We start from the raw sequence: 25,832 nt of genomic DNA on the forward strand, positions 1-25,832 counted from the left end.
ATGCTGTGGCCGAGCACAGTGATCGGTGCCGGGGCCGGCTTCGCCATTGCCAGTATTCCAGGGGCTTTGCTGGGGGCGTTGCTGGGGCAGGCGATGGATCGCCGTTTGCAGTTGCACAGTTGGGCCCATGTGCGTGAGCGCTTGGGTGGGCGCCCGGTATTGCTCGACGATGAGGTGTTGTTCGTTTTGCTTGGGCGGCTGGCCAAGTGCGATGGACGGGTAGTTGATGGGCACATTCAGCAGGCACGTCAGGAAATGCAACGCCTGGAGATGAATGAGGCTGGACGCCGCCGGGCCATCGCTGCGTTCAATCGTGGCAAACGGGGTCAGGAGCGCCTGGGCGCCTACTTGAGACGAATTAAGCAACAGCCTCATGCCGCTGAAGGTATGTTGCGTGCTTGCTGGCGCATGGTATGGGCCGATGGCCGCGCGGGGCGTCAGGAGCGCGAGTTGTTGCTCGACTGGGGGCAACAACTGGGTTGGTCGGCGCCCAGGGTCAAGGCCCTGGCGCTGGAGTACGAGCCGCAGCGCCCGGGCTTGTCCAGTGTCAACCTTGGTTATCACGACGCCTTGCGTTTGCTCGGCGTTGAGGCTCACGCCGAGTCAGGCCAGATCAAACAAGCTTATCGACGGCTTGTCAGTCGCCACCACCCCGACAAGCTGGCGGGCAGTGGTGCCAGCCCCTCGCAGGTGCGTGAAGCCACTGAACGCACCCGCGAGCTGCACCAGGCCTACGCGATCATTCGTAAGCAGCGTGGTTTCTAGTCGGTATTTTCCGGGCTGAGCCAGCCACGCACGCGGCGGAACAGTTGTTCCTGCTCTGCCGCGTTGTTGCCGGGCATAGCGGTCAAACCAATCTGACGGTACTGGTTGTCTTTTATGCGCTTGCTCGCTTGCAGGCGTAGTTCGGCTGCACGCCGCGCCTGCAGCTGGTTGGTGTAGAAAAAGTCGGCGGTGGCGACTTTCAGCGTCGGGGCCAGGGCATCCAGGCCCAGTTCGGCCTGTGCAGGTGTTTGTGCCGCGACCATGACCAGCTTCTGAATCTGTGCCGGTTGCCGTTCACTCAGGTAGCGTGCCGCCCAGTAGGCGCCGCTGCCATTGCCCAGTAGCGCGACAGTGCGGGCATTGTGCTGCTGAGCGTAGGCCACCGCAGCATCCAGGCGGGCAAATATCCGTTCGGCATCCGTCTTGTCGTCAAGGCCCGGCCCTTGGGCAGCGGGAGTGGTTTCGCTGACGTCATTTTCCGCAGCGGTAGCTTTTTCGACACTGGCGTTAGCGTCGTCAGGCGTATCTTTGACCGGTGCGCTCTGCCCTGGTGTGACAGGTTGGCTGGGCGCAGCAGGTGTTTCCACCCGAGCCTGAGGGCTATCAGCGAGCAGGTCAGGCAAGCTCAGACTCAGGCTATGCCAGCCTGCGTCAGGAAACTTGCGGCGCAAGGGGCCGACGGTCTTCGGCCAGTCTGCTGTTTCACCAGCACCGGCGAGGATGATCAGGGCGCCCTTCGGCTCGCCGCTGTTGGCGGGTTTCCACAGGGCGAGGAAATTGTCACTGCCTGCTTGCAGCATTTGCTGCTCGGCCGCAGGCACGTGTCGCTCCAGCGCCAGGGCATCTGCCTGGCTGCGTTCCGCCAATGGTTGACGTTGCACCGCATCTGGCTGGGAGGTGGCCGCAGCTTCAGGCGTTTCACCTGTAGCCGCTTGTGCGCTACAAGGTAGTATCAGTGGAAGGCATAACGCCGCGAGCGTTGTGCGCAAAAGTGCGAACATGGAGTGGTCCAGGCCAGAATAATACCGGCAGCCTAATCGTATTTGTCCGGGACGGCCATGCTCGGTGACCATCCATTCTTTGATGAGCGTTTAGATGAACTCAGTACGCTGCCTGTTGGTTATCGGCTGTTTCTGCTGGTCCTTGATCGCATGGGCAGGCCCTGCAAGCACATCGGCCCCCGTGGTGCTGGAGCCTGCGCAGCAGCAGTGGCTCGAACAACATCGCAGCTTGAGGGTCGGGCTGGTGCTGCAAGCACCGTTTGCCCAGTTCGATCGCCGCTTGCAGCAGTTGTATGGGGTCAATGTCGAGTTGATGAACTGGTTGGGGCGCTCGCTGGGGCTGGACCTGACCTGGCGCAACTTCCCTGACCAGGCGGCGCTCGAGCGGGCATTGCGCGCAGGTGAAGTCGATCTGGCCCCGGGGCTGACCCAGACGCCGGCCGGTCTGCGCTTGTGGCTGTTCAGTGACCCTTATATGCGTGTCCCGCAATTGATCGTCGGACCACGCAGTGGCGCCAGAGCGGTGGATCTCGAGAAGCTCAGCAGTGAAGAAAGGGTAGCGGTACGTATGCCCAGTGCGGTGGCCGACTACCTGCGCGCGACCTATTCGAACCTGAACCTACAAGGCGTTCCCCAGGAACGCCAGGCCCTGCAGTTGCTGTTGAGTGAACAGGCTCGCTATGCCGTGGTGGATGAGGCGCAGTTGAGTCGTTTGTCGCGCGAAAGCGAGTTCAGTGATCTGGCGGTGGTCGGCGATATTGGCCTGCCGCAGTTGTTGCGCGTGGCCTCGCGTCGCGACTGGCCGGTATTGGCAGAGATTATTGAGCGTGGCTTGCAGGCGATCCCGGCCAAAGACCTGGAGCAACTGCACCAACGTTGGCTGGAGCCCAAGTACCCGCGCCTGAGTGAGTCGCCGGGGTTCTGGCAGAACCTAGGGCTGTTCCTGGGCGCACTGCTGTTCAGCAGTGTGGCCATCGTGATCTGGCAGCGCCGCCAGCTGCGTCAGTTGGAACACAATCTGCTGACGGCGCGCGACACCATCAACCAACGTCAGGCGCGGGAAGAAGCGTTGCGTTTGAGCCAGTTTTCCATCGACCAGAGCACCGTGGGCATCCTCTGGGTCAACTGGGACAGTCACGTGCGCTATGCCAACCGCGCTGCCGAAAGCATGCTGGGTTACGCCGGAGGAGCAGTGATCGACCGACCGCTGATCGACTTCGAGCCTGGCTTGCACATGGACCGCTGGCTGGAGTTGTGGAAGGGCGCGCGGGCCAGCCCCGATGCGGCTCAGCATTTCGAGACGCAGTGCTTACGCGCTGATGGCAGTCTGCTGCCGGTGGATGTGTCGCTGAGCTTTCTGCGTTTTCGTGATGCTGAATACCTGGTGGTGTTTCTTACCGACGTCACCGAGCGCCGGCGGGCGCTGGCGGCCTTGCGCGAAAGCGAGGCCAGGCTCAAGGGCATTGCCGGCAATGTGCCGGGGCTGGTGTTCCGGCTTGAGCGCAATCCGGCTGAAGGTGAGCTTGAGTTCCCCTACATCAGCGAAGGCAGCGAGGCGTTGGTCGGCTACACCCCCGCCGCATTGCAGCACCCGGATATGGGCTTGCGTAACCTGGTTCACCCACAAGACCGCGCCGATTATCACCAGGTCCAGGACCTGGCCTTGGCCACCGACCAGGATTGGTCCTGGCAGGGCCGCATTCTGACGCGCGAGGGTGAACAGCGCTGGGCGGATATCAAGGCCAGTACCCGCAAACTGGGCGATGGCCGGGTGGTCTGGGATGGTGTGGTGTGGGACATCACCCAGAGTAAAAGGGTCGAATTGGAGCTGGCGCGCTCCCAGGAGCAGTTGCGTGACCTGTCGGCACACATGGAGAGTGTTCGCGAGGAAGAAAAAGCCCGCATCGCCCGTGAGGTGCATGACGAACTGGGGCAGATGCTCACCGTGCTGAAGTTGGAAACGTCCATGTGCGAGCTGGCCTACGCCGATCTCGACCCCGGTCTGAACGAGCGCCTGGCCAGCATGAAGCGCTTGATTGCCCAACTGTTCCAGCTGGTTCGGGATGTCGCCACCGCATTGCGCCCACCGATTCTGGATGCCGGTATCGCTTCGGCGATCGAGTGGCAGGCCCGGCGTTTTGAAGCGCGCACGCAGATTCCTTGCCTGGTGCAAGTGCCGGAGAACCTGCCGCCGTTGAGCGATGCCAAGGCCACCGGCCTGTTTCGCATCCTTCAAGAGGCGCTGACCAATGTGATGCGTCACGCCCAGGCGCATACTGTGCAGATCAGCCTGAGTCTGGATGGTCGCACCTTACGCCTGACCGTGATCGACGATGGCGTCGGTTTTGCCTTGGATGAAAGCCGTCCGGCATCTTTTGGCCTGGTCGGCATGCGCGAGCGGGTATTGATGTTGGGTGGAACAATGACCTTGGAGAGTGAGCCAGGCGAGGGCACCAGCCTTAGCGTAGGCATACCCCTGAAATAGGAGCGGTTTTGTGATTCGAGTTCTGGTTGCCGAAGACCACACCATCGTCCGTGAAGGCATCAAGCAATTGATCGGCCTGGCCAAGGATATGCAGGTAGCAGGGGAGGCCGCCAATGGCGAGCAACTGCTGGAAGCGCTGCGTCATACCGACTGCGAAGTGGTATTGCTGGATATCTCCATGCCCGGAGTCAATGGCCTCGAAGCGATTCCGCGGATCCGCGCGCTGAACAATCCGCCTGCGATCCTGGTGCTGTCGATGCATGACGAAGCGCAAATGGCCGCCCGTGCGCTGAAGGTCGGCGCAGCGGGTTATGCGACCAAAGACAGCGATCCGTCCCTGTTGCTCACCGCTATTCGGCGGGTGGCCGGCGGTGGCCGCTACATTGATCCGGACCTGGCTGACCGGATGGTCTTCGAGGTCGGCCTGACGGATGCCCGACCCTTGCATTCCCTGCTGTCGGAGCGTGAGTTCTCGGTGTTCGAACGCCTGGCCCAGGGCGCCAATGTCAACGACATCGCCCAGCAACTGGCGCTGAGCAACAAGACCATCAGCACTCACAAAGCGCGGCTGATGCAGAAGCTCAATGTCACCTCATTGGCGGAACTGGTGAAGTACGCCATGGAGCACAAGTTGCTCTGAGTGTTCTGATTGCGACATCGCGGGGCAAGCCCACTCCCACATAAGTGCTGTAGGAGCGGGCTTGCCCCGCGATCACGTATCCAATCACGCCACCCGTGTAGGGCAATCCCTACCCCAGACCTTCCATCCTGCTGATATCAATCTCTCCCCGTCACCGATTTGCGCCGGCTTGCCCCTTCACTAGTCTGTGAACACGGCAGTCATCCAACAAGAAGGTACGGGTATGAGTGAGGTGAATTCGAGCGCTGCAGCCGGCGAAGTGCTGGTCAGCTTTCGCGGTGTGCAGAAGAGCTATGACGGCGAGTCGCTGATCGTCAAAGACCTCAATCTGGATATTCGCAAAGGCGAGTTCCTGACCTTGCTCGGCCCGTCCGGCTCGGGCAAGACCACCAGCCTGATGATGCTCGCAGGCTTCGAGACCCCGACTGCCGGTGAGATTCAGTTGGCCGGGCGCTCGATCAACAATGTGCCGCCGCACAAACGCGACATCGGTATGGTGTTCCAGAACTATGCCTTGTTCCCGCACATGACCGTGGCCGAGAACCTGGCGTTCCCCCTGACCGTGCGCAACCTGAGCAAGACCGACATCAGTGAGCGGGTCAAGCGTGTACTCAACATGGTCCAGCTCGATGCCTTCGCCAAGCGCTACCCCGGCCAGTTGTCCGGCGGCCAGCAGCAACGTGTGGCCCTGGCCCGGGCACTGGTGTTCGAACCGCAGTTGGTGCTGATGGACGAACCACTCGGCGCGCTCGATAAGCAACTGCGTGAACACATGCAGATGGAAATCAAACACCTGCACCAACGCCTGGGCGTCACTGTGGTGTATGTCACCCACGACCAGGGTGAAGCGCTGACCATGTCTGACCGCGTTGCCGTCTTCCACCAGGGCGAAATCCAGCAGATCGCCGACCCGCGCACCCTCTACGAAGAGCCGAAGAACACCTTCGTGGCCAACTTCATCGGTGAGAACAACCGCATCAACGGCCGCCTGATCAGTCAGGACGGTGAGCGTTGCATGGTGCAGCTGGCGCGTGGCGAGAAAGTCGAGGCGCTGGCGGTGAATGTCGGTCAGAGCGGTGAGCCGGTGACCCTGTCGATCCGTCCTGAGCGCGTACGCCTCAATGGTCACAGCGAAAGCTGTGTGAACCGCTTCTCTGGCCGGGTGGCCGAATTCATTTACCTGGGCGACCACGTGCGGGTGCGTCTGGAAGTCTGCGGCAAGGCCGATTTCTTCGTGAAGCAGCCAATTGCCGAACTCGACCCGGCGCTGGCCGTGGGCGATGTGGTACCGCTTGGCTGGGAGGTGGAGCACGCCCGCGCGCTCGACCCGATCCAGGAAGCCAATTGAAGGTTTGCTTCACCAACCCTGTACTGTGGAGAAAATAATAATGCTCAAACACTTGAAGTTGACCGCTCTGACACTGGGGCTGTTCGCAGCGGGGCAAGCCATGGCGGCGGCCGACCTGACCGTGATCTCTTTCGGCGGCGCCAACAAGGCAGCCCAGACCAAAGCGTTCTACGAGCCATGGGAAAAGGCAGGCAACGGCAAGATCGTCGCGGGCGAGTACAACGGTGAAATGGCCAAAGTCAAAGCCATGGTCGACACCAAGAGCGTGTCCTGGAACCTGGTAGAAGTCGAATCGCCAGAGCTGGCCCGCGGCTGTGACGAAGGTATGTTCGAAGAGCTCGACCCTGCGTTGTTCGGCGACGAGGCCGACTATGTTCCGGGTGCCATTCAGCCCTGCGGTGTGGGCTTCTTCGTGTGGTCCACGGTCATGGCCTACAACGCCGACAAACTGAAAACCGCCCCAACCAGCTGGGCTGATTTCTGGGACACCAAGCAGTTCCCGGGCAAGCGCGGCCTGCGCAAAGGTGCCAAATACACCCTGGAATTCGCCCTGATGGCCGACGGCGTTGCGCCGAAGGACGTCTACAAAGTACTCGCCACCAAAGAAGGCCAGGACCGTGCCTTCAAGAAACTCGACGAGCTCAAGCCAAGCATCCAGTGGTGGGAAGCTGGCGCCCAGCCACCTCAGTACCTGGCCTCGGGTGACGTGGTCATGAGTTCGGCCTACAACGGCCGTATCGCTGCAGTACAGAAAGAAAGCAACCTGAAAGTAGTGTGGAACGGCGGTATCTACGACTTCGACGCCTGGGCGATCCCGAAGGGCGCGAAAAACGCCGAGGATGCGAAAAAATTCATCGCCTACTCGGTCAAGCCGGAGCAGCAAAAGATCTACTCGGAAAACATCGCCTACGGTCCGGCCAACTCCAAGGCGGTCAGCCTGCTCTCCGACGAGATCAAGAAAGACATGCCAACCACCCCGGAAAACATCGCCAACCAGGTGCAGATCGATGTCGCCTTCTGGGCTGACAACAGCGAGCAGCTGGAGCAACGCTTCAACGCCTGGGCTGCCAAGTAAGGTCGGCTGATGGAGCGTCGGCGCCTTGCCGACGCTTCCTGTTCTCAAGATTTCGGAGTTCGCTATGGCCATCGCAGTGCCCCTGAATGAAGGCGCCGGTTCCACACTCAAGCAGCGTCTGGCGCGTGCCGAGCGGGTCAACCGCTGGAAGGCGCAAGCGCTGATTGCGCCACTGGCGCTGTTCCTGTTGCTGGTTTTCCTCGTGCCGATTGCCGCGTTGCTCTACAAAAGCGTGGGCAACCCGGAAGTCGTCACAGGTTTGCCGCAGACCGTTGCCGCAGTTTCGCAATGGGACGGCAAGGGCCTGCCGGGCGAGCCGGTGTACAAAGCACTGAGCGAAGACCTGGGCCAGGCGCGCAAGAACCAGACCTTGGGGGATACCTCCAAGCGCCTGAACATGGAACTGGCGGGCTATCGCAGCCTGCTGGCCAAAACGGCTCGAGCGCTGCCGTTCAAGACCGAGCCGGCTTCTTATAAAGATGCCCTGCAGGAGTTGGACGAGCGTTGGGGTGACCCGGCCTACTGGCAGGCGATTCGCCGTAACACCAGTAGCGTCACACCGTTCTACCTGCTGGCGGCGCTGGATCATCGCATTGATGACCTCGGTGAGCTGGCCAAGGCTACTCCGGACCAGGCCATTTACCTGGATATCTTCACCCGCACTCTGTGGATGGGCTTCGTGATCACGGCCATCTGCCTGGTATTGGCCTATCCACTGGCTTATTTGCTGGCCAATCTGCCAACCCGGCAGAGCAACTTGCTGATGATTCTGGTGCTGTTGCCCTTCTGGACCTCGATCTTGGTGCGGGTCGCTGCCTGGATTGTGTTGCTGCAGTCGGGTGGTTTGATCAACAGCGCGCTGATGGCCCTGGGCATTATCGACAAACCCCTGGAGCTGGTGTTCAACCGCACAGGTGTGTACATCTCCATGGTCCACATTCTGCTGCCGTTCATGATTCTGCCGATCTACAGCGTGATGAAGGGTATCTCGCCCACCTACATGCGTGCGGCCATCTCGCTCGGCTGCCATCCGTTCGCCAGCTTCTGGCGGGTGTACTTCCCGCAAACCTACGCCGGTGTTGGCGCGGGCTGCCTGCTGGTGTTCATCCTGGCCATCGGCTACTACATCACTCCGGCGTTGCTCGGCAGCCCGAACGACCAGATGGTCAGCTACTTCGTGGCGTTCTATACCAACACCAGCATCAACTGGGGTATGGCCACTGCACTGGGCGGTCTGCTGTTGCTGGCGACCGTGCTGCTGTACCTGATCTATAGCTGGCTGGTCGGCGCCAGCCGCCTGCGTCTGAGCTGAGGAGCGTTGTCATGCTGAGCCCTTACATGTCGCCCGTCGAGCGGGTCTGGTTCTACAGCTTGCGCATCCTTTGCGGGCTGATTCTGTTGTTCCTGGTGTTGCCGGTGCTGGTGATCATTCCGTTGTCGTTCAACTCCGGCAGCTTTCTGGTCTACCCGCTGCAGGGCTTTTCGCTGCAGTGGTACCACGACTTCTTTGCCTCGGCCGAGTGGATGCGGGCGCTGAAGAACAGCATCATCGTCGCCCCGGCGGCGACACTGCTGGCGATGATCTTCGGCACCCTGGCGTCGATCGGCCTGACCCGCGGCGACTTCCCCGGCAAGTCGCTGATCATGGCCCTGGTGATCTCGCCGATGGTGGTGCCGGTGGTGATCATTGGTGTCGCCAGCTATCTGTTCTTTGCACCTTTGGGCATGGGTAACAGCTTTATCTCGCTGATCCTGGTGCATGCGGTGCTGGGTGTACCGTTCGTCATCATTACCGTGTCGGCGACGCTGCAAGGTTTCAACCACAACCTGGTACGTGCTGCGGCCAGCCTGGGTGCCTCGCCGCTGACCACGTTCCGCCGGGTGACCTTGCCGTTGATTGCCCCCGGGGTGATTTCCGGCGCGCTGTTCGCCTTTGCCACCTCGTTCGATGAGGTTGTGGTCACCCTGTTCCTTGCCGGCCCTGAGCAGGCAACCCTGCCACGGCAGATGTTCAGCGGTATCCGCGAGAACCTCAGCCCGACCATTGCGGCGGCGGCAACCTTGCTGATCGCGTTCTCGGTCGTCTTGTTGCTGACGCTGGAGTGGTTGCGCGGGCGTAGCGAGAAGCTGCGTACTCAACAACCGGCTTGAATGTATCGCGGGGCAAGCCCGCTCCCACAGGCGCAATCTGTGGGGGTGGGCTTGCCCCGCGATCAGCTTTCATCCGACGACCGCTTTGATACCGGTCAGCCGATGGCCATTCGCCTGAGGTACAATGCGCGCCACCGTGATTCTGCCCTACAGGTGCGCCATGCAGCCCTACGCTATTGCCCCCTCGATTCTTTCTGCCGATTTCGCCCGCCTGGGTGAGGAAGTCGACAATGTACTGGCCGCTGGTGCCGACATCGTTCACTTCGACGTAATGGACAACCACTACGTGCCGAACCTGACAATTGGCCCGATGGTCTGCACCGCACTGCGCAAGTACGGCATCACCGCGCCGATCGATGTGCACCTGATGGTCAGCCCGGTCGATCGCATCATCGGCGATTTCATCGAAGCCGGCGCCAGTTACATTACCTTCCATCCGGAAGCTACCCTGCACATCGATCGTTCACTACAGTTGATCCGTGACGGTGGTTGCAAAGCCGGCCTGGTGTTCAACCCGGCAACCCCGCTCGACACCCTCAAGTACGTCATGGACAAAGTCGACATGATCCTGCTGATGAGCGTCAACCCAGGCTTTGGCGGTCAGAAGTTCATTCCCGGCACCCTCGACAAGCTGCGTGAAGCGCGCGCCTTGATCGATGCCAGCGGCCGCGATATCCGCCTGGAAATCGACGGTGGCGTGAATGTGAACAACATCCGTGAGATCGCTGCCGCCGGTGCCGATACCTTTGTTGCCGGCTCGGCAATTTTCAACACGCCGAACTATCAGGAAGTCATTGCCAAAATGCATGCCGAACTGGCCCTGGCCCGTCCATGAGTGGCTTCGAGCAGCTGTTTCCCGGCGCGCTGCCCAAACTGGTGATGTTTGATCTGGACGGTACCCTGATCGACTCGGTGCCAGACCTGGCCGCTGCGGTGGATCACATGCTGCTCGAAATGGGGCGCAAGCCCGCTGGCCTGGAGGCGGTACGCCACTGGGTCGGCAATGGTGCCCCGGTGCTGGTGCGCCGGGCCCTGGCTGGCGGCCTGGAGCATGCCGCCGTCGATGATGACGAGGCAGAGAAGGGCCTGGAGCTGTTCATGCAGGCCTATGCCGACAATCACCAACTGACGGTGGTGTACCCCGGCGTGCGTGACACGCTCAAGTGGTTGCACAAGCAGGGCGTGGAAATGGCCCTGATCACCAACAAGCCGGAGCGCTTTGTCGCACCGCTGCTCGACCAGATGAAAATCGGTCGTTATTTCCGCTGGATCATCGGTGGCGATACCTTGCCGCAGAAAAAGCCCGATCCGGCTGCTTTGTTGTTCGTGATGAAAATGGCCAACGTTGCGCCTGAAGATTCCTTGTTCGTTGGCGATTCGCGCAGTGACGTGCTGGCGGCCAAAGCCGCAGGCGTCAAATGTGTGGGCTTGAGCTATGGCTACAATCACGGGCGACCGATCGGCGAAGAAGGGCCGTGTCTGGTCATTGATGACCTGCGGGCACTGTTGCCCGGTTGCTTAGATGCGGCCACTGGGATAACTTTGACGGACGTTCATTCCTCCTCAGATCGAGATTCCATCGTGGCGGTTACCGGCAAACTCTGGATGAAAGTTATCAAGGCCCTGGCCCGTTGGCGTTGGCGCGCCTGACTTTTATCTGCCGACCCCTGTCGGCCCGTTTGCCTGTTCGACCCATTTGCTGTTTGCCACGAGGCTATCATGACCCGCGAAGAATTCCTGCGCCTGGCCGCTGCCGGCTATAACCGTATCCCCCTGGCCTGCGAGACGTTGGCCGACTTCGACACGCCGCTGTCGATCTACCTGAAACTGGCCGACCAGCCCAACTCCTACCTGCTTGAGTCTGTTCAGGGTGGGGAGAAGTGGGGGCGTTACTCGATCATCGGCTTGCCGTGCCGCACCGTGCTGCGTGTCCACGACCACCAGGTGCGGATCACCCATGACGGTGTCGAGGTCGAGCAGCATGAGGTGGAAGACCCGCTGAGCTTCGTCGAGTCCTTCAAAGAACGCTACCAGGTGCCGACCATCGCCGGTCTGCCGCGTTTCAACGGTGGCCTGGTCGGCTATTTCGGCTATGACTGCGTGCGCTATGTCGAGAAGCGTCTGGGCAAGTGCCCGAACCCCGATCCATTGGGCGTGCCAGACATCTTGCTGATGGTGTCTGACGCGGTAGTAGTGTTCGACAACCTGGCGGGCAAGATGCACGCCATCGTGTTGGTCGACCCCGCCCAGGATCAGGCTTACGAAAATGGCCTGGCGCGCCTGGAAGGGCTGCTTGAGCAACTGCGCCAGCCGATTACTCCACGCCGCGGCCTGGAACTGGGTGGCGCGCCCGCTGCAGAGCCGGCCTTCCGCTCCAGCTTCACCCAGAGCGACTACGAGCGCGCGGTCGATACCATCAAGGAATACATCCTGGCGGGCGACTGCATGCAGGTGGTGCCGTCGCAGCGTATGTCGATCGATTTCAAGGCGGCGCCTATCGACCTGTATCGGGCGTTGCGCTGCTTCAACCCGACGCCGTACATGTACTTCTTCAATTTCGGTGACTTCCATGTGGTGGGCAGTTCGCCGGAAGTGCTGGTACGGGTTGAAGACAACCTGGTGACCGTTCGTCCGATCGCTGGTACCCGTCCACGCGGGGCGACTGAAGAAGCAGACCGGGCACTGGAAGAAGACCTGCTGTCAGACGACAAGGAAATCGCCGAGCACCTGATGCTGATCGACCTGGGTCGTAACGACGCCGGCCGGGTGTCGGCCACCGGCACGGTCAAGGTCACCGAGAAAATGGTGATCGAGCGTTACTCCAACGTCATGCACATCGTTTCCAACGTGACCGGTGAACTGAAGCAAGGCCTCAGTGCTATGGATGCGCTGCGCGCCATCCTGCCAGCGGGCACCTTGTCTGGGGCGCCGAAAATCCGCGCCATGGAAATCATCGACGAGCTGGAGCCGGTCAAGCGTGGCGTCTACGGTGGTGCAGTCGGCTATTTTGCCTGGAACGGCAACATGGACACGGCCATCGCCATTCGCACCGCGGTGATCAAGGACGGCGAGCTGCATGTTCAGGCTGGTGGCGGCATTGTTGCCGACTCAGTGCCTGCACTGGAATGGGAAGAAACCATCAATAAACGCCGGGCGATGTTCCGGGCGGTAGCGCTGGCTGAACAAACGCCACGCAGCTGATTGAAACCCACGGCGCCCACTGCGCGCCGTCTTGCGCCTGTCCACCCGGCGAACTTGATTCTAGAGGTTGTACCCAGATGCTACTGATGATCGACAACTATGACTCCTTCACCTACAACGTCGTGCAATACCTCGGCGAGTTGGGTGCAGAGGTCAAGGTTATTCGCAACGACGAACTGACCATCGCCCAGATCGAAGCCCTGAACCCTGAGCGTATTGTGGTTTCCCCTGGCCCGTGCACCCCGACCGAGGCCGGTGTTTCCATCGAAGCCATTCTGCATTTTGCTGGCAAACTGCCGATTCTCGGCGTGTGCCTGGGCCATCAGTCTATTGGCCAGGCCTTTGGCGGCGACGTTGTGCGTGCCCGCCAGGTCATGCATGGCAAGACCAGCCCGGTGTTCCACAAGGACCTGGGGGTGTTCGCTGAATTGAACAACCCACTGACGGTCACCCGCTACCACTCGCTGGTGGTCAAACGTGAAACCTTGCCCGAGTGCCTGGAAGTAACGGCCTGGACCGCCCACGAAGACGGCTCGGTCGACGAGATCATGGGCCTGCGCCACAAAACCCTGAACATTGAAGGGGTGCAGTTCCACCCTGAGTCGATTCTCACCGAGCAGGGCCACGAGCTGTTCGCCAACTTCCTCAAACAGACCGGCGGCCGCCGCTAAGGATCGATCATGGATATCAAGAGCGCGCTCAGCCGCATCGTCGGCCATCTGGATTTGAGCACCGAAGAAATGCGCGACGTGATGCGCGAAATCATGACCGGGCAGTGCACTGAAGCGCAGATCGGCGCCTTCATGATGGGCATGCGCATGAAAAGTGAAAGCATCGATGAAATCGTCGGTGCGGTAACCGCGATGCGCGAGCTGGCCGATAAGGTCGAGCTGCAGTCCCTCGACGGTGTGGTCGATATCGTCGGTACCGGTGGTGATGGCGCCAATATCTTCAACGTCTCCACCGCTTCGGCTTTCGTCCTCGCGGCGGCGGGCTGCACCGTTGCCAAGCACGGCAACCGCGCCGTCTCCGGCAAAAGCGGCAGCGCCGATCTGCTCGAGGCTGCTGGCATTTACCTGAACCTGACCCCCGTGCAGGTTGCTCGCTGCATCGACAGCCTCGGTATCGGCTTCATGTTCGCCCAGACCCACCACAAGGCGATGAAGTTTGCCGCTGGGCCACGTCGTGACCTGGGGCTGCGTACTCTGTTCAACATGCTCGGCCCGCTTACGAATCCGGCCGGGGTCAAACACCAGGTGGTCGGGGTCTTCACCCAAGCCCTGTGCCGCCCGCTGGCCGAGGTGCTGCAGCGCCTGGGCAGCAAGCATGTGCTGGTTGTGCATTCGAAAGACGGCCTGGACGAGTTCAGCCTGGCCGCGCCGACCTTTGTCGCTGAGCTGAAGAATGACCAGATCACCGAGTACTGGGTCGAACCGGAAGACCTCGGCATGAAAAGTCAAAGCCTTCACGGCCTGGCCGTTGCCGATCCGCAGGCGTCACTGGAGCTGATCCGCGATGCGCTGAGCCGCCGCAAAACCGAAAATGGCCAGAAGGCCGCCGAAATGATCGTGCTCAACGCTGGCGCGGCACTGTATGCCGCTGACCATGCAATGAGCCTCAAAGCGGGTGTTGAACTGGCCCACGACGTGCTGCACACCGGGCTGGCCTGGGAGAAGTTGCAGGAGCTGGGCGCCTTTACTGCGGTATTCAAGGTGGAGAACGAAGCATGAGTGTACCGACAGTTCTGGAAAACATTCTGGCGCGTAAGGTCCAGGAAGTCGCCGAGCGCAGCGCCCGCGTCAGCATTACCGAGCTTGAGCGTCTGGCGGCCGCCGCCGATGCCCCGCGTGGGTTCGCCAATGCGCTGATCGAGCAGGCCAAGCGCAAACAGCCTGCCGTGATTGCTGAGATCAAAAAAGCCTCACCAAGCAAAGGTGTGATTCGCGAGCACTTCGTGCCTGCTGAAATTGCTGTCAGCTACGAAAAAGGCGGCGCGACCTGCCTGTCGGTGCTCACGGATGTCGATTACTTCCAGGGGGCCGATGCATACCTGCAGCAGGCACGTGCGGCCTGCAAATTGCCGGTGATCCGCAAGGACTTCATGATCGATCCGTACCAGATTGTCGAAGCCCGTGCGCTGGGTGCTGACTGCGTGCTGCTGATCGTTGCCGCGCTGGACGATGTGAAAATGGCCGAACTGGCTGCCACGGCGAAAAGCGTCGGCCTCGATGTGCTGGTCGAAGTGCATGATGGCGACGAGCTGGAGCGGGCCTTGAAAACCCTCGACACTCCGCTGGTTGGCGTCAATAACCGCAACCTGCACACCTTTGAGGTCAGCCTGGAAACCACCCTCGACTTGTTGCCGCGTATTCCCCGTGATCGTCTGGCAATTACCGAGAGCGGTATCCTCAACCGTGCCGATGTCGAGCTGATGGAAATCAACGAGGTCTACTCGTTCTTGGTCGGCGAAGCCTTCATGCGTGCCGAGCACCCGGGTCTGGAGCTGCAGCGCCTGTTCTTCCCGGAGCGAGCGGTGCAGAATCTGGTACCTGAACTGGATTGATTCAACGATGAAGCCGGCATTGCCGGCTTTTTTGTATCTACAAGGTTGCTGCGATGACTGATCAAATACTGGATGTGACTGTCGAGGCCGGCCTGCATGCTGAGCAGGATCTGCTGGCGGCGGTGTGCAAAGGCGAAAAGGATTATGGCCTGTTGTTCTGGCGCCCGACCGATCGCGCCCTGGTCATGCCGCGGCGCATGAGCCGTCTGGATGGCTTCGAAGCGGCTTGCTCCGAACTGGCAATTGCCGGTTGGCCGGTATTGCTGCGCGAAACCGGTGGCGAGCCGGTGCCGCAGTCGCCTGCGGTGATCAACATTGCCTTGATTTACGTAGCGCCGCGCAGCGAAGGCGACCATGGGCGCATCGAAAACGCCTACGAACGCCTGTGCCTGCCCTTGTGTGATGTATTACGTGAGTGGGGCGGGCTGGCGTCGGTGGGGGAAATCGAAGGGGCGTTCTGTGATGGCCGCTACAACGTCAACTTGAATGGCCGCAAGCTGGTCGGCACTGCCCAGCGCTGGCGCCAGGGGTTGGGCGGTAAACGTCCGGTGGTGCTGGTGCACGGCGCTTTGTTGTTGGATAACGAGCGCGAGTCGATGGTGGCCGCGGTCAATCGTTTCAATGAATGTTGCGAGCTGGAACAACGCTGCCTTGCCGACAGCCACATCGCGCTGCATGAAGTTGTGCCCGAGGCGCCTTTGCTTGAGCGCCTTGGCCAGGCCTATGCTGACGTCATCAAGGGCATTGCCCGCGACTAGCGAGTGCCGAAGACCACCATGGTCTTGCCTTTGACGTGAACCAGGCTGCGTTCTTCGAGATCTTTGAGGACGCGGCCGACCATCTCGCGTGAACAACCTACGATTCGACCAATCTCCTGACGGGTGATCTTGATCTGCATGCCGTCCGGATGGGTCATGGCGTCGGGTTGTTTGCACAGCTCCAGCAGGCAGCGGGCAACGCGGCCGGTAACATCGAAAAACGCCAGGTCGCCGACTTTACGTGTGGTATTGCGCAAGCGCTGCGCCATCTGGCTGCCCAGGGCATAGAGAATGTCCGGGTCCTGGCGGGCCAGCTCACGGAATTTTTCGTAGCTGATTTCGGCCACCTCGCACTCGCTCTTGGCGCGCACCCAGGCGCTGCGCTGCTGTTCCTGCCCGGCGGGCTCGAACAAACCCAGCTCACCAAAGAAGTCACCGCTGTTGAGGTAGGCAATGATCATCTCATGGCCGTTGTCATCCTCAATCAGAATGGTCACCGAGCCTTTGACGATGAACGACAGGCTATCCGCCTTGTCACCGGCACACATGATGTTGCTCTTGGCCGCAAAGCGGCGTCGCTGGCAGTGGGCGAGCAGTTTGTCGATGTTCTTGATCTTGGCTGGAAGGGCTGAGGCAACCATGGCTGAATCCCGGTAAGAGGCAACGCTTGTCCATTTTTATAAAGCGTCTGGCGTGTTGCGCCAGTGATTTGGCGTCAGCTTATCAGACACTTGTAGGTGTATCGGCAGATTTACTCGCACGCTTGAGCTTTTCCGTCGGCCTTTCTGGGTCTAAGCTGGCAGCCTTTTTTCAAGTAAGGGAGTCCGGGTGATGAAGGCGCGTATCCAGTGGGCAGGTGAAGCCATGTTTCTGGGTGAATCGGGCAGTGGCCACGTCGTGGTCATGGACGGTCCACCCGAGGCCGGTGGGCGCAACCTCGGTGTGCGGCCCATGGAGATGCTGCTGTTGGGCCTGGGTGGCTGCAGCAACTTCGATGTGGTCAGCATCCTGAAGAAATCCCGTCAGGCCGTGGAAAGCTGTGAAGCCTTCCTTGAGGCAGAGCGTGCCAGCGAAGACCCGAAGGTGTTTACCAAGATTCACCTGAACTTCGTGGTCAAAGGCCGTGGCCTCAAAGACGCACAGGTCAAGCGTGCGGTAGAGCTGTCGGCAGAGAAATACTGCTCGGCCTCGATCATGCTTGGTCGCGCAGGCGTTGAGATCACCCACAGCTACGAGATTGTCGAACTCGGCTGACCTGTCTTTCGGTGGGAGCATCTGTCTTGCACTGCCTGTGGGAGCGGCGGTGCGGCGACCCGACTTGCCCCGCGATGCGGTGTGGCAGATGCACCGCGATCGCGGGGCAAGCCAGCTCCTACCGGCGTAGCCCGGGCAGCAGCTGGCGCAGGCTATCGGGAAGCAGCGCGCGAAAGCGCACACTCAATGCTTCCCGATGCTTCTGATAGAACAACCCCAGGGCTATAACCCCCAAGCCGATCAAGCTCAGTACCACCGGGAACAGCAGCGACTCGGCGAACACTTCGTACGACAGATAGCCCAGATAAGCTGCCACGCCCATGGCACCGAAAACCATGAACATCGGCCGACGCAACAGCACCGCCACGGCCATCAGGCCAATGTTGATCAGGCAGTACAGGGCTTTGCTCAACTCGCTGTCGCTCTCCATCAGGCTCAGTCCAAACCAGAATGCGAGTAGCCCGGCAAGGTAGCCCCAGAAGGCAAAGTCCTGACGGGTGCGGCCATCAATCACCAGAAACACTGCAAGCAAGACCAGGCCAAACCACAGCGACACCGCCAGGCGTTGATCCCAGTTGAAGGTATGGCCGTAGAACCATTCGCTCAGGTCCATGGACATGAACCACAGGGCCAATGCGATCGGCATGACGATGAACGGGAAGGGGATCAAGCGCAGCATCAGCAGGCCGGCAACCACCGTCGCCGCTTCCATCAGCAACCAGCCACCCTGCACGTAGGTGTAGTAGTTGTGGTAACCGGTCTGGGTATCGTCAAGCGGCCAGAAACCGGTGAGCCGCTCCACCGCGAACACCGCCAGCGGCACGATACTGACGGCCACCGCCGCGAGCACCCCGGCGGGGATGATCTGGCCACGGCGTTGCATCAGCAGCCCGGTCAGGGTCAAACCAGCAATGTAGACCAAGGCGATCAGTAACAGCGCACTGTCGCCAATGCGCATCCAGGCCTCGTTGAGCAGCCAGCCCATCGCCGCCACGATCAACAGTGCGCCGAGGTAAAAAGCAACATGGGCCAGCTGGAAGCTGGGCTGCGTGCCGGGCTGGCGTCGGAGAAACGCCAGCAGCGCCTCGTCCTGGCCCGGGTTCAGCACCCCTTCGGTGACAGCGCGAGCCAAGTCCTTGGCATCGAAACGTTCCTTCATGGTCCGGCCCTAGATACGGTAGGTACTTTTGGTCATGACCTTGGCCATCAGGCTCATGCCAAAACGTACAGGGGCAGGGAAGCGATAGCCGCCGGCCTCCAGGGCCGATTCGGCATGCTGTTCTTCATCGACGCGCATCTGTTCAAGGATTGCCCGCGACTTTTCGTCCTCGTTGGGAATCTGTTCCAGGTGCTCATCAAGGTGCTTGCACACTTGATGCTCGGTGGCGGCGACAAATCCCAGGCTGACTTTGTCGCTGACCAGCCCGGCCAGTGCGCCAATGCCGAACGACATGCCGTAGAACAGTGGGTTGAGCACGCTAGGGTGGCTGCCAAGCTGACGAATGCGCTGCTCGCACCACGCCAGGTGATCGATCTCTTCTTCGGCCGCATGCTCCATGGCCTTGCGCACCTGGGGAAGCTTGGCGGTCAGGGCCTGGCCTTGGTACAGCGCCTGGGCGCAGACTTCACCGGTGTGGTTGATGCGCATCAGCCCGGCCACGTGGCGGGTCTGGGTATCGTCCAGGGTGACGTCCGGCTGAATGATCGCCGGCGAAGGGCGGGATGGTTGGCCGCTGAAGGGCAGCAAGGTGCGCATGGCCGTGTCGGCCTGCAGCAACAAGCGGTCGAGCGGCGAGTAGTGACGTTCGGTAGCCATCGGGCACCTCCGCAAGAATGTGCCCGACAGTTTACCGCAATCGTGAAGATCGGGCTTGCGCTGGATCAGCCCGGCGGCCAATGCATCTGACGCTGACCCAGAACATGCATGTGGATGTGGTAGACCGTCTGGCCACCCAGTTCGTTGCAGTTCATGACCACGCGGAAACCGTCTTCGCAGCCTAGCTCTTTGGCCAACCGTTGTGCGGTGAACAGGATATGCCCGGCCAGGCCTTTGTCTTCCTCGGTCAGGTCATTGAGGGTGCGAATCGGCTTTTTCGGAATGACCAGAAAATGCACCGGCGCCTGAGGGGCGATATCGTGGAAGGCCAGAACCTGGTCGTCCTCGTAGATGATCTTGGCCGGGATTTCCCGGTTGATGATCTTGGTGAACAGAGTATCCACTACGGTTTCTCCATGTGTGTGGTCGGGCTTGAGTGTACTCAGGCCAGGTGGCGACGCCCAGCCCTGAGTCGTCAGCGCGGGCAGTAGGCCTGATTGATGGCGCCAGACAATTTGCGCGCCATCCAGCGCGACAACAGCCGCGGGCTGAAGGCCAGCCAGCGATTGCGCCGGCCCGGGATGATCAGTGCGCGGTTCTTGTCCAGGGCGCGAACGGTGTACAGGGCCACTTCTTCCGGGCTCAGGCAGCGCTGCCCCTTCTCCAGTCGCGGGATTTTGCGCAGCGGGGACCGGACTGGGCCGGGGCACAGTACCGAGACCTTGATGCCAGTGCGCTTGAGTTCTTCGCGCAAACCTTCGGAAAAGTGCAACACATAGGCCTTGCTGGCGGCATAGCTGCTCATCCATGGCCCAGGCGCAAAGGCGGCAAGGGAGGCGACATTGAGGATCTGCCCGCCACCCTGAACCGCCATGGCATTGCCCAAGGCATGGCACAGCCGGGTCAGGGCGAGGATGTTCACTTCGATCAGGTCTTGCTCGTCGCCCCATTCTTGCGCCAAAAATGGCCCGTAGGTGCGGATTCCGGCGCAGTTGACCAGCAGATCGATCCTGCGCTCGCTTTCTTCAAGCTCCAGCAGAAAGCCGGACAAGCGCAGTGGTTCGCCCAGATCACAGGCACGAAACAACACTTCAACACCAAAGCGCTGGGTGAGTTCGATGGCAATGCTTTCCAGCGGGTCGCGCTGGCGGGCCACCAGGATCAGATTGCGTCCCCGACGTGCCAGCGCCTCGGCCAGTGCCAGGCCTAAGCCGCTGGACGCACCGGTGATCATGGCGTAACGGGTCATGCAGTTCTCCAGTTGGGGCGGGTAGCCAAAGCGCCCAGTTTACAGAGGAAGCTTTGGCCGTGCTGCTACAGCGATGAAGCCCAGAATCCTTTGCCGTGGTAAGGCTCAGGCCGGCCAGTGCTGGCCCAGGGCTGTAGCCGAAGCCTGGGCCTGACGGTATTCGTTATCCAGGCAGGCGATCAGTTGCTCGACAGAGCACAGCGAGTCGATGGCACCGACGCCTTGTCCTGCCGACCACACGGTCTTCCAGGCTTTGGCTTCATCGTGAATGGGTTTGAGCTTGGTTTCGGTGTGGCTGCGCAACGCCGCCATGTCGAAACCGGCGTTTTCCAGGCTCTGGCGCATGAAGCTGGCAGGCACCCCGGAAACCGCAGCAGTGTGGATGATATCGGCGGCCTTGGCCGCTAGCATCATGTCTTTGTACGGGCCTGGGGCGTGGCTTTCGTGTGTGGCGATAAAGCGGGTGCCCAGATAGGCGAGGTCTGCGCCGAGCAGCTGCGCGGCGAGAATTTCGTGGCCACGGTTGATGCAGCCGGCCAGTAGCAGAGTCTTGTCGAAAAACTGGCGGATCTCGGCGATCAATGCGAATGGGCTCCAGGTCCCGGCATGCCCACCTGCACCCGCAGCGACGGCAATCAAACCGTCGACACCGGCTTCTGCGGCTTTTTCGGCGTGGCGTCGGGTGGTCACGTCATGGAACACCAGGCCTCCGTAACTGTGCACGGCATCAACCAGCTCCTTCACTGCCCCCAGGCTGGTAATGACGATGGGGACTTTGTGCTCTACGCACAGTGCCAGGTCTGCCTGCAGGCGTGGATTGCTCTGGTGCACGATCAGGTTGACCGCATAAGGCGCCGGATTGTCCAGCGCCGCCAGGCCAGTTTCGATTTCCTCGAGCCAGGCTTTGAAACCGGCACTGTCGCGTTGATTCAGGGCCGGGAAACTGCCGACGACTCCATTGGCGCAGCAGGCGAGTACCAGTTGCGGGTTGGAGATCAGAAACATCGGTGCCGCAACGACCGGCAGGCGCAAGCGTTGTTCGAGCAGGGCAGGCAATGACATGGCAAGTTTCCCGAGGCTGAGTAAGGGGTGAAGTTAGAACGGTTTGACCACCACCAGAATTACGATCGCCAGCAGAATCAGCACTGGCACTTCGTTGAACCAGCGGTAGAACACGTGGCTACGCGTGTTCTCACCGCGCGCGAAGCGTTTGAGTTGGGCGCCGCACATGTGGTGATAGCCAATCAGCAAGATCACCAGGGTGAGCTTGGCGTGCATCCAGCCCTGGCTGAGAAAGCCTGGTGTCAGGCTCATCAGCCAGATACCGAAAACCAGCGTCGCGATCATGGACGGCAGCATGATGCCGCGATACAGCTTGCGCTCCATGATGACGAAGCGTTCCTGGCTGATCCTGTCCTGGCTCTGGGCGTGATAGACAAACAGGCGTGGCAGGTAGAACAGGCCGGCAAACCAGCAGACCACGCTGACGATATGCAGCGCTTTGATCCAGAGAAAAAGCATGGAGTTGAGTTCCTTCAGGGTTCACGGTCGTCAGATAGTAGAGGCTAGGCGCCTGGCGGGCCATCTCAACAGTTGTAGGCGTGTTTCCGGCCCCCTATTATCGTGGCCTTTCCTGTAGGTTTGTTGATAAGGGGCACGCGTTATGGTCAAGGTCGGTATCGTTGGCGGCACGGGTTACACCGGGGTCGAATTGCTGCGCTTGTTGGCACAGCATCCTCAGGCTGAGGTAGCGGTCATCACTTCGCGCTCCGAAGCCGGCCTGGCGGTTGCCGATATGTACCCGAACCTGCGTGGTCACTACGATGGCCTGGCGTTCAGCGTGCCTGACGTGAAAACCCTGGCGGCCTGTGACGTGGTGTTCTTCGCCACTCCTCATGGCGTTGCTCACGCATTGGCAGGTGAGCTGCTGGCGGCCGGTACCAAGGTCATCGACCTGTCGGCTGACTTCCGCCTTCAGGATGCCGATGAATGGGCCAAATGGTACGGCCAGCCCCACGGCGCTCCTGAACTGCTCAAAGATGCTGTCTACGGCCTGCCTGAAGTCAACCGCGAGCAGATCCGCCAGGCGCGCCTGATTGCCGTTCCGGGTTGCTACCCGACCGCAACCCAATTGGGCTTCCTGCCGCTGCTGGAGGCGGGTATTGCTGATGCCTCGCGTTTGATTGCCGACTGCAAGTCGGGCGTGAGTGGTGCTGGTCGTGGTGCTTCGGTGGGTTCGCTGTTCTGTGAAGCAGGCGAAAGCATGAAGGCTTATGCCGTAAAAGGTCACCGCCACCTGCCGGAAATTACCCAAGGCCTGCGTCGGGCTGCTGGTGGCGATGTTGGCTTGACCTTCGTTCCGCACCTCACCCCAATGATCCGCGGCATTCACTCCACCCTGTACGCCACCGTTGCCGACACTTCGGTCGACCTGCAGGCGCTGTTCGAAAAACGTTACGCCGATGAACCGTTCGTCGATGTAATGCCAGCAGGCAGCCACCCGGAAACCCGTAGTGTTCGTGGCGCCAACGTCTGCCGTATCGCCGTGCACCGGCCGCAGGATGGCGACTTGGTCGTGGTGCTGTCGGTCATCGACAACCTGGTCAAAGGCGCGTCGGGTCAGGCGGTACAGAACCTCAACATCCTTTTCGGGCTGGATGAGCGCATGGGCCTGTCGCATGCGGGCCTGCTGCCTTAAGCCGCAAGTTGCTGGTTGTAAGCTGCAAGTTAAGGCCTCGCGCACTGAGCTTGTAGCTTGCAGCTGAGCGCTTACAGCTTTCGTATTCTTGACCGATTTTCTCGGAGAAGCGGATAATGCGCGTCATCACGCATTATGGCGGCATAGCGCCGGGAGATAGTCAGCATGAGCGTCGAATCCTTCACCCCTGTGGCATTGCAGTTCACTGAGGGTGCAGCGCACAAGGTGAAGACCCTGGTCGATGAAGAAGGCAACGATCGTCTGAAGTTGCGAGTGTTCGTGACCGGTGGCGGTTGCTCGGGTTTTCAGTACGGTTTTACTTTCGATGAAGACGTCGCTGAAGACGACACCATTGTTGAGCGCGAAGGCGTGGCTCTGGTGGTCGATCCGATGAGTTTCCAATACCTGGCAGGAGCCGAAGTGGATTACCAGGAAGGTCTGGAAGGCTCGCGTTTCGTCATCAAGAACCCGAACGCCAGCACCACCTGTGGTTGCGGCTCTTCGTTCTCGATCTGACGCCAGGGTAGTAAACGCAAACGCCGCGCTAATGCGCGGCGTTTTGCTTTGTGCGGTTTAAACCGGGTAAATGGCGCCAAGTACCCGTAGGCCACGAGCACCAGTGACGCTGGGGCGGTTACCCGGGATGCCTTGCAGGCAACAATGGGCTAGCCAGGCAAAGGCCATGGCCTCGACCCAGTCAGGATCAATGCCGTGAGCGGCAGTACTGCTGACGCGGGCGCGGGGCAGAAGCGCGGCCAGGCGCGACATTAGCGCACCATTGTGCGCGCCGCCACCACAGACCAGCAGCGCCTGGGTATCGTCTTGAGCGCTTTGCAGGGAGCTGATGATGCTATGAGCCGTGAGTTCCAGCAGTGTGGCCTGCACATCGGCATTGCCGATCGCGGCTTGGCTGGCCAGGTGGCGCATCAACCAAGGCAGGTTGAACACTTCACGGCCGGTACTTTTCGGGCCGGTGCCGGCAAAGAACGGATCGCTCAGCAGGCTGGCAAGCAGGGCAGGGTTCACGCTGCCGCTGGCCGCCCAAGCGCCATTGGCGTCGTAGCTTTGGCCTTGTTTCTGCTGAATCCAGGCGTCGAGCAGGACGTTGCCCGGGCCGCAGTCGAAGCCGCTGACCGGCTTGTCCTGCTCGATCAGGCTCAGGTTGCTGAACCCGCCGATATTGAGTACCGCCAGGCGTTGTCCCTGAAGCTCGAACAGGGCCTCATGGAAGGCCGGAACCAGTGGCGCACCCTGGCCGCCTGCGGCAACATCACGGCGGCGGAAGTCCCCGACGACACAGATACCGGTCAGTTCGGCCAGCAACGCCGGGTTGCCGATCTGAACCGTGAAACCACGGGCCGGTTCATGGCGAACCGTTTGGCCATGACTGCCAATCGCGCGGATGTCAGAAGGCTTGAGGCCTTGTGTGGTCAGTAACTCAGCGATGCCTTCGGCTGCCAGGGTCACCCAGCGGGCTTCGGCCAGCGCCGCGCGGGCTATTTCGTCAGGGCCGCTGGCGCACAGGTCCAGCAGGTCCTGGCGCAGCGTTTCTGGCATGGGGATGTAGTGGGTGGCGAGCAGATGGGTGCGCTGCTCCTGCTTGATCAATGCGATGTCCAGGCCATCAAGGCTGGTCCCGGACATCACTCCCAGATAAAGAGCCATTGCTTAGCGCTTGTTAGACGCGAGCATGGTGGCTTTTTCCTGGTTCATGCGCGCCACCAGCGGCTGGCTTTGCGCCAGGAAACGCTGGCGCTCGGCCTTGGCGATCGGGTCGGCCATCGGCAGCTTCTGCCCCAGTGGATCGACGTGAACGCCGTTGACCTGGAACTCGTAGTGCAGGTGTGGCCCGGTGGACAACCCGGTGGTGCCGATGTAGCCAATAACCTGGCCTTGTTTGACCGTGCCGCCGGTTTTCACGCCCTTGGCGAAGCCCTGCATGTGGCCGTAGAGGGTCTGGTAGCGGTTGCCGTGCTGGATGATCACGGTGTTGCCGTAGCCGCCACGACGTCCGGCGAGCAGGACCTTGCCATCGCCAGCTGCCTTGATTGGCGTGCCGCGAGGCGCTGCGTAGTCAACGCCTTTGTGGGCGCGGATCTTGTTCAGAATCGGGTGCTTGCGGCCGGCCGAGAAGCGCGAGCTGATACGGGCGAAGTCAACCGGGGTGCGGATGAATGCCTTGCGCATGCTGTTGCCGTCAGCGGTGTAGTAGCTGGTGTTGCCTTGCTTGTTGGTGTAGCGCACCGCAGTGAAGGTTTTGCCACGGTTGGTGAAGCGGGCAGAGAGGATGTTGCCGTTGCCAACCACCTTGCCATCCATGACCTTTTGTTCGTAGATCACGTCGAATTCGTCGCCTTGGCGAATGTCCTGGGCGAAGTCGATGTCGTAGCCAAAGATTCGGGCCATGTCCATGGTCAGGCTGTGCGGCAGGCCGGCGCGCTGGCCGCTTGTCGATAGCGAGCTTTTGATGACGCCATGGGCGTAAGCCGAGCGCACAACCGGCTTGCTGACTTCACGATTGAAGGCGTAACCGTTTGCGCTTTTGGTCAGGCGAATGGTTTCCAGGTTGCTGACCTTGCTGTGCAGGCTGGTCAACTGGCCGTCTTTGTCCAGCTCGATCTGCAGTACCTGACCGCTTTTGAGCTGGCTGAACTGTTTGGCTTGCTTGTTGCTGGCCAGAACTTCGTGAACGACCGCAGCGGGCAGGCCGACCTTGGCGAACAGCGTCGACAGGGTGTCGCCACGGCCGACAGTAACTTCACGATGGCTTGGGGTTTTGGCTGTTTCAGCAGGTTCGGCGGGTGCAGGCGCAGGCGCCGGTTCAACCT

General features: G+C 60.7%; 27 protein-coding genes (1 of these 27 cut by a window edge). 17 read left to right on the forward strand and 10 right to left on the reverse strand.

Annotation, left to right across the window (positions count from 1 at the left end; translation table 11 throughout):
• A complete protein-coding gene (locus ACVWSC_RS02115) occupies positions 1-765 on the forward strand; it encodes a TerB family tellurite resistance protein (RefSeq protein WP_442111792.1) in 765 nt (254 codons plus the stop codon).
• Here ACVWSC_RS02115 and ACVWSC_RS02120 read toward each other — a convergent pair.
• Positions 762-1,766 (reverse strand): alpha/beta hydrolase family protein, encoded by a 1,005-nt coding sequence (locus tag ACVWSC_RS02120; protein ID WP_442111794.1) that lies wholly within the window; start codon positions 1,764-1,766, stop codon positions 762-764. The genes ACVWSC_RS02115 and ACVWSC_RS02120 overlap by 4 nt on opposite strands.
• Positions 1,767-1,860: 94 nt before the next feature.
• On the opposite strand from ACVWSC_RS02120, the gene ACVWSC_RS02125 reads away from it, so the two are divergent.
• The 13 genes from ACVWSC_RS02125 to ACVWSC_RS02185 all read left to right on the forward strand — a co-directional run bounded on the left by ACVWSC_RS02125 (position 1,861) and on the right by ACVWSC_RS02185 (position 15,987).
• On the forward strand, positions 1,861-4,251 hold the full coding sequence (locus tag ACVWSC_RS02125) for a PAS domain-containing sensor histidine kinase (RefSeq protein ID WP_442111796.1): 2,391 nt from the start codon (positions 1,861-1,863) through the stop codon (positions 4,249-4,251).
• 10 nt (positions 4,252-4,261) lie between these two features.
• Positions 4,262-4,891 carry a response regulator gene (locus tag ACVWSC_RS02130; RefSeq protein ID WP_442111798.1) on the forward strand — a complete coding sequence of 210 codons (630 nt, stop codon included), beginning with the start codon at positions 4,262-4,264 and terminating at the stop codon, positions 4,889-4,891.
• A 223-nt stretch (positions 4,892-5,114) separates the two neighbouring features.
• Complete coding sequence (locus ACVWSC_RS02135; protein ID WP_442111800.1) at positions 5,115-6,239, forward strand: ABC transporter ATP-binding protein; 1,125 nt, start codon at positions 5,115-5,117, stop codon at positions 6,237-6,239.
• A 40-nt stretch (positions 6,240-6,279) separates the two neighbouring features.
• On the forward strand, positions 6,280-7,314 hold the full coding sequence (locus ACVWSC_RS02140; RefSeq protein ID WP_442111802.1) for an ABC transporter substrate-binding protein: 1,035 nt from the start codon (positions 6,280-6,282) through the stop codon (positions 7,312-7,314).
• 64 nt (positions 7,315-7,378) lie between these two features.
• Positions 7,379-8,626, forward strand: a complete 1,248-nt coding sequence (locus ACVWSC_RS02145; protein ID WP_442111804.1) for an ABC transporter permease — start codon at positions 7,379-7,381, stop codon at positions 8,624-8,626.
• A gap of 11 nt (positions 8,627-8,637) precedes the next feature.
• Positions 8,638-9,465, forward strand: a complete 828-nt coding sequence (locus tag ACVWSC_RS02150) for an ABC transporter permease (RefSeq protein ID WP_442111806.1) — start codon at positions 8,638-8,640, stop codon at positions 9,463-9,465.
• 160 nt (positions 9,466-9,625) lie between these two features.
• On the forward strand, positions 9,626-10,300 hold the full coding sequence (gene rpe / locus ACVWSC_RS02155) for a ribulose-phosphate 3-epimerase (protein ID WP_038606081.1): 675 nt from the start codon (positions 9,626-9,628) through the stop codon (positions 10,298-10,300).
• Positions 10,297-11,115, forward strand: coding sequence for a phosphoglycolate phosphatase (locus ACVWSC_RS02160; RefSeq protein WP_442111808.1), 819 nt, complete (start codon positions 10,297-10,299; stop codon positions 11,113-11,115). Before rpe ends, ACVWSC_RS02160 begins: the two co-directional genes overlap by 4 nt.
• A 69-nt stretch (positions 11,116-11,184) precedes the next feature.
• Positions 11,185-12,666 carry an anthranilate synthase component I gene (gene trpE, locus ACVWSC_RS02165; protein WP_442111810.1) on the forward strand — a complete coding sequence of 494 codons (1,482 nt, stop codon included), beginning with the start codon at positions 11,185-11,187 and terminating at the stop codon, positions 12,664-12,666.
• A 77-nt stretch (positions 12,667-12,743) separates the two neighbouring features.
• Positions 12,744-13,337: an aminodeoxychorismate/anthranilate synthase component II gene (locus ACVWSC_RS02170; RefSeq protein ID WP_442111812.1), complete on the forward strand. Its 594-nt coding sequence runs from the start codon at positions 12,744-12,746 to the stop codon at positions 13,335-13,337.
• 9 nt (positions 13,338-13,346) lie between these two features.
• Positions 13,347-14,396, forward strand: a complete 1,050-nt coding sequence (gene trpD, locus ACVWSC_RS02175; RefSeq protein WP_442111814.1) for an anthranilate phosphoribosyltransferase — start codon at positions 13,347-13,349, stop codon at positions 14,394-14,396.
• On the forward strand, positions 14,393-15,229 hold the full coding sequence (trpC, locus tag ACVWSC_RS02180) for an indole-3-glycerol phosphate synthase TrpC (protein WP_442111816.1): 837 nt from the start codon (positions 14,393-14,395) through the stop codon (positions 15,227-15,229). The genes trpD and trpC overlap by 4 nt, the downstream gene beginning before the upstream one ends.
• Positions 15,230-15,282: 53 nt before the next feature.
• Positions 15,283-15,987, forward strand: a complete 705-nt coding sequence (locus ACVWSC_RS02185; protein ID WP_442111818.1) for a lipoate--protein ligase family protein — start codon at positions 15,283-15,285, stop codon at positions 15,985-15,987.
• On the opposite strand, the gene crp is transcribed toward ACVWSC_RS02185, so the two are convergent.
• Positions 15,984-16,628 carry a cAMP-activated global transcriptional regulator CRP gene (crp, locus tag ACVWSC_RS02190; protein WP_442111820.1) on the reverse strand — a complete coding sequence of 215 codons (645 nt, stop codon included), beginning with the start codon at positions 16,626-16,628 and terminating at the stop codon, positions 15,984-15,986. The genes ACVWSC_RS02185 and crp overlap by 4 nt on opposite strands.
• A gap of 190 nt (positions 16,629-16,818) precedes the next feature.
• Between crp and ACVWSC_RS02195 the strand changes: the two genes are divergently transcribed.
• Positions 16,819-17,241: an OsmC family protein gene (locus tag ACVWSC_RS02195; RefSeq protein ID WP_038616192.1), complete on the forward strand. Its 423-nt coding sequence runs from the start codon at positions 16,819-16,821 to the stop codon at positions 17,239-17,241.
• Between the two features lie 118 nt (positions 17,242-17,359).
• Here ACVWSC_RS02195 and ACVWSC_RS02200 read toward each other — a convergent pair whose 3' ends face one another.
• The 6 genes from ACVWSC_RS02200 to hemJ form a co-directional block, all read right to left on the reverse strand.
• Positions 17,360-18,400: a DUF2157 domain-containing protein gene (locus tag ACVWSC_RS02200; protein WP_442111822.1), complete on the reverse strand. Its 1,041-nt coding sequence runs from the start codon at positions 18,398-18,400 to the stop codon at positions 17,360-17,362.
• A gap of 9 nt (positions 18,401-18,409) precedes the next feature.
• Positions 18,410-19,057 (reverse strand): 2-polyprenyl-3-methyl-6-methoxy-1,4-benzoquinone monooxygenase, encoded by a 648-nt coding sequence (gene coq7, locus ACVWSC_RS02205; protein ID WP_442111824.1) that lies wholly within the window; start codon positions 19,055-19,057, stop codon positions 18,410-18,412.
• A gap of 65 nt (positions 19,058-19,122) precedes the next feature.
• The gene (locus ACVWSC_RS02210; protein WP_045199336.1) at positions 19,123-19,461 is read right to left on the reverse strand and encodes a histidine triad nucleotide-binding protein; all 339 of its coding nucleotides are present in this window, start codon (positions 19,459-19,461) and stop codon (positions 19,123-19,125) included.
• A 71-nt stretch (positions 19,462-19,532) separates the two neighbouring features.
• Positions 19,533-20,306: an SDR family NAD(P)-dependent oxidoreductase gene (locus ACVWSC_RS02215; RefSeq protein WP_442111827.1), complete on the reverse strand. Its 774-nt coding sequence runs from the start codon at positions 20,304-20,306 to the stop codon at positions 19,533-19,535.
• Positions 20,307-20,411: 105 nt separating this feature from the next.
• Positions 20,412-21,368: an NAD(P)H-dependent flavin oxidoreductase gene (locus tag ACVWSC_RS02220; protein WP_442111829.1), complete on the reverse strand. Its 957-nt coding sequence runs from the start codon at positions 21,366-21,368 to the stop codon at positions 20,412-20,414.
• A 33-nt stretch (positions 21,369-21,401) separates the two neighbouring features.
• On the reverse strand, positions 21,402-21,827 hold the full coding sequence (gene hemJ / locus ACVWSC_RS02225; RefSeq protein WP_442111831.1) for a protoporphyrinogen oxidase HemJ: 426 nt from the start codon (positions 21,825-21,827) through the stop codon (positions 21,402-21,404).
• Between the two features lie 142 nt (positions 21,828-21,969).
• Between hemJ and argC the strand changes: the two genes are divergently transcribed.
• Complete coding sequence (argC, locus tag ACVWSC_RS02230) at positions 21,970-23,004, forward strand: N-acetyl-gamma-glutamyl-phosphate reductase (protein ID WP_128323465.1); 1,035 nt, start codon at positions 21,970-21,972, stop codon at positions 23,002-23,004.
• A 165-nt stretch (positions 23,005-23,169) separates the two neighbouring features.
• Positions 23,170-23,520, forward strand: coding sequence for an iron-sulfur cluster insertion protein ErpA (gene erpA, locus ACVWSC_RS02235; RefSeq protein ID WP_028942121.1), 351 nt, complete (start codon positions 23,170-23,172; stop codon positions 23,518-23,520).
• Between the two features lie 57 nt (positions 23,521-23,577).
• On the opposite strand, the gene ACVWSC_RS02240 is transcribed toward erpA, so the two are convergent.
• Both ACVWSC_RS02240 and ACVWSC_RS02245 read right to left on the reverse strand, forming a co-directional pair.
• Positions 23,578-24,669: an anhydro-N-acetylmuramic acid kinase gene (locus ACVWSC_RS02240; protein ID WP_442111834.1), complete on the reverse strand. Its 1,092-nt coding sequence runs from the start codon at positions 24,667-24,669 to the stop codon at positions 23,578-23,580.
• 3 nt (positions 24,670-24,672) lie between these two features.
• On the reverse strand, positions 24,673-25,832 hold the 3' portion of the coding sequence (locus ACVWSC_RS02245; RefSeq protein ID WP_442111836.1) for a peptidoglycan DD-metalloendopeptidase family protein. 274 nt of this gene lie beyond the right edge of the window; the window shows 1,160 of its 1,434 coding nt (coding positions 275-1,434); its start codon lies beyond the right edge, outside the window; its stop codon occupies positions 24,673-24,675.

This window comes from Pseudomonas sp. NUPR-002 (assembly GCF_056322725.1).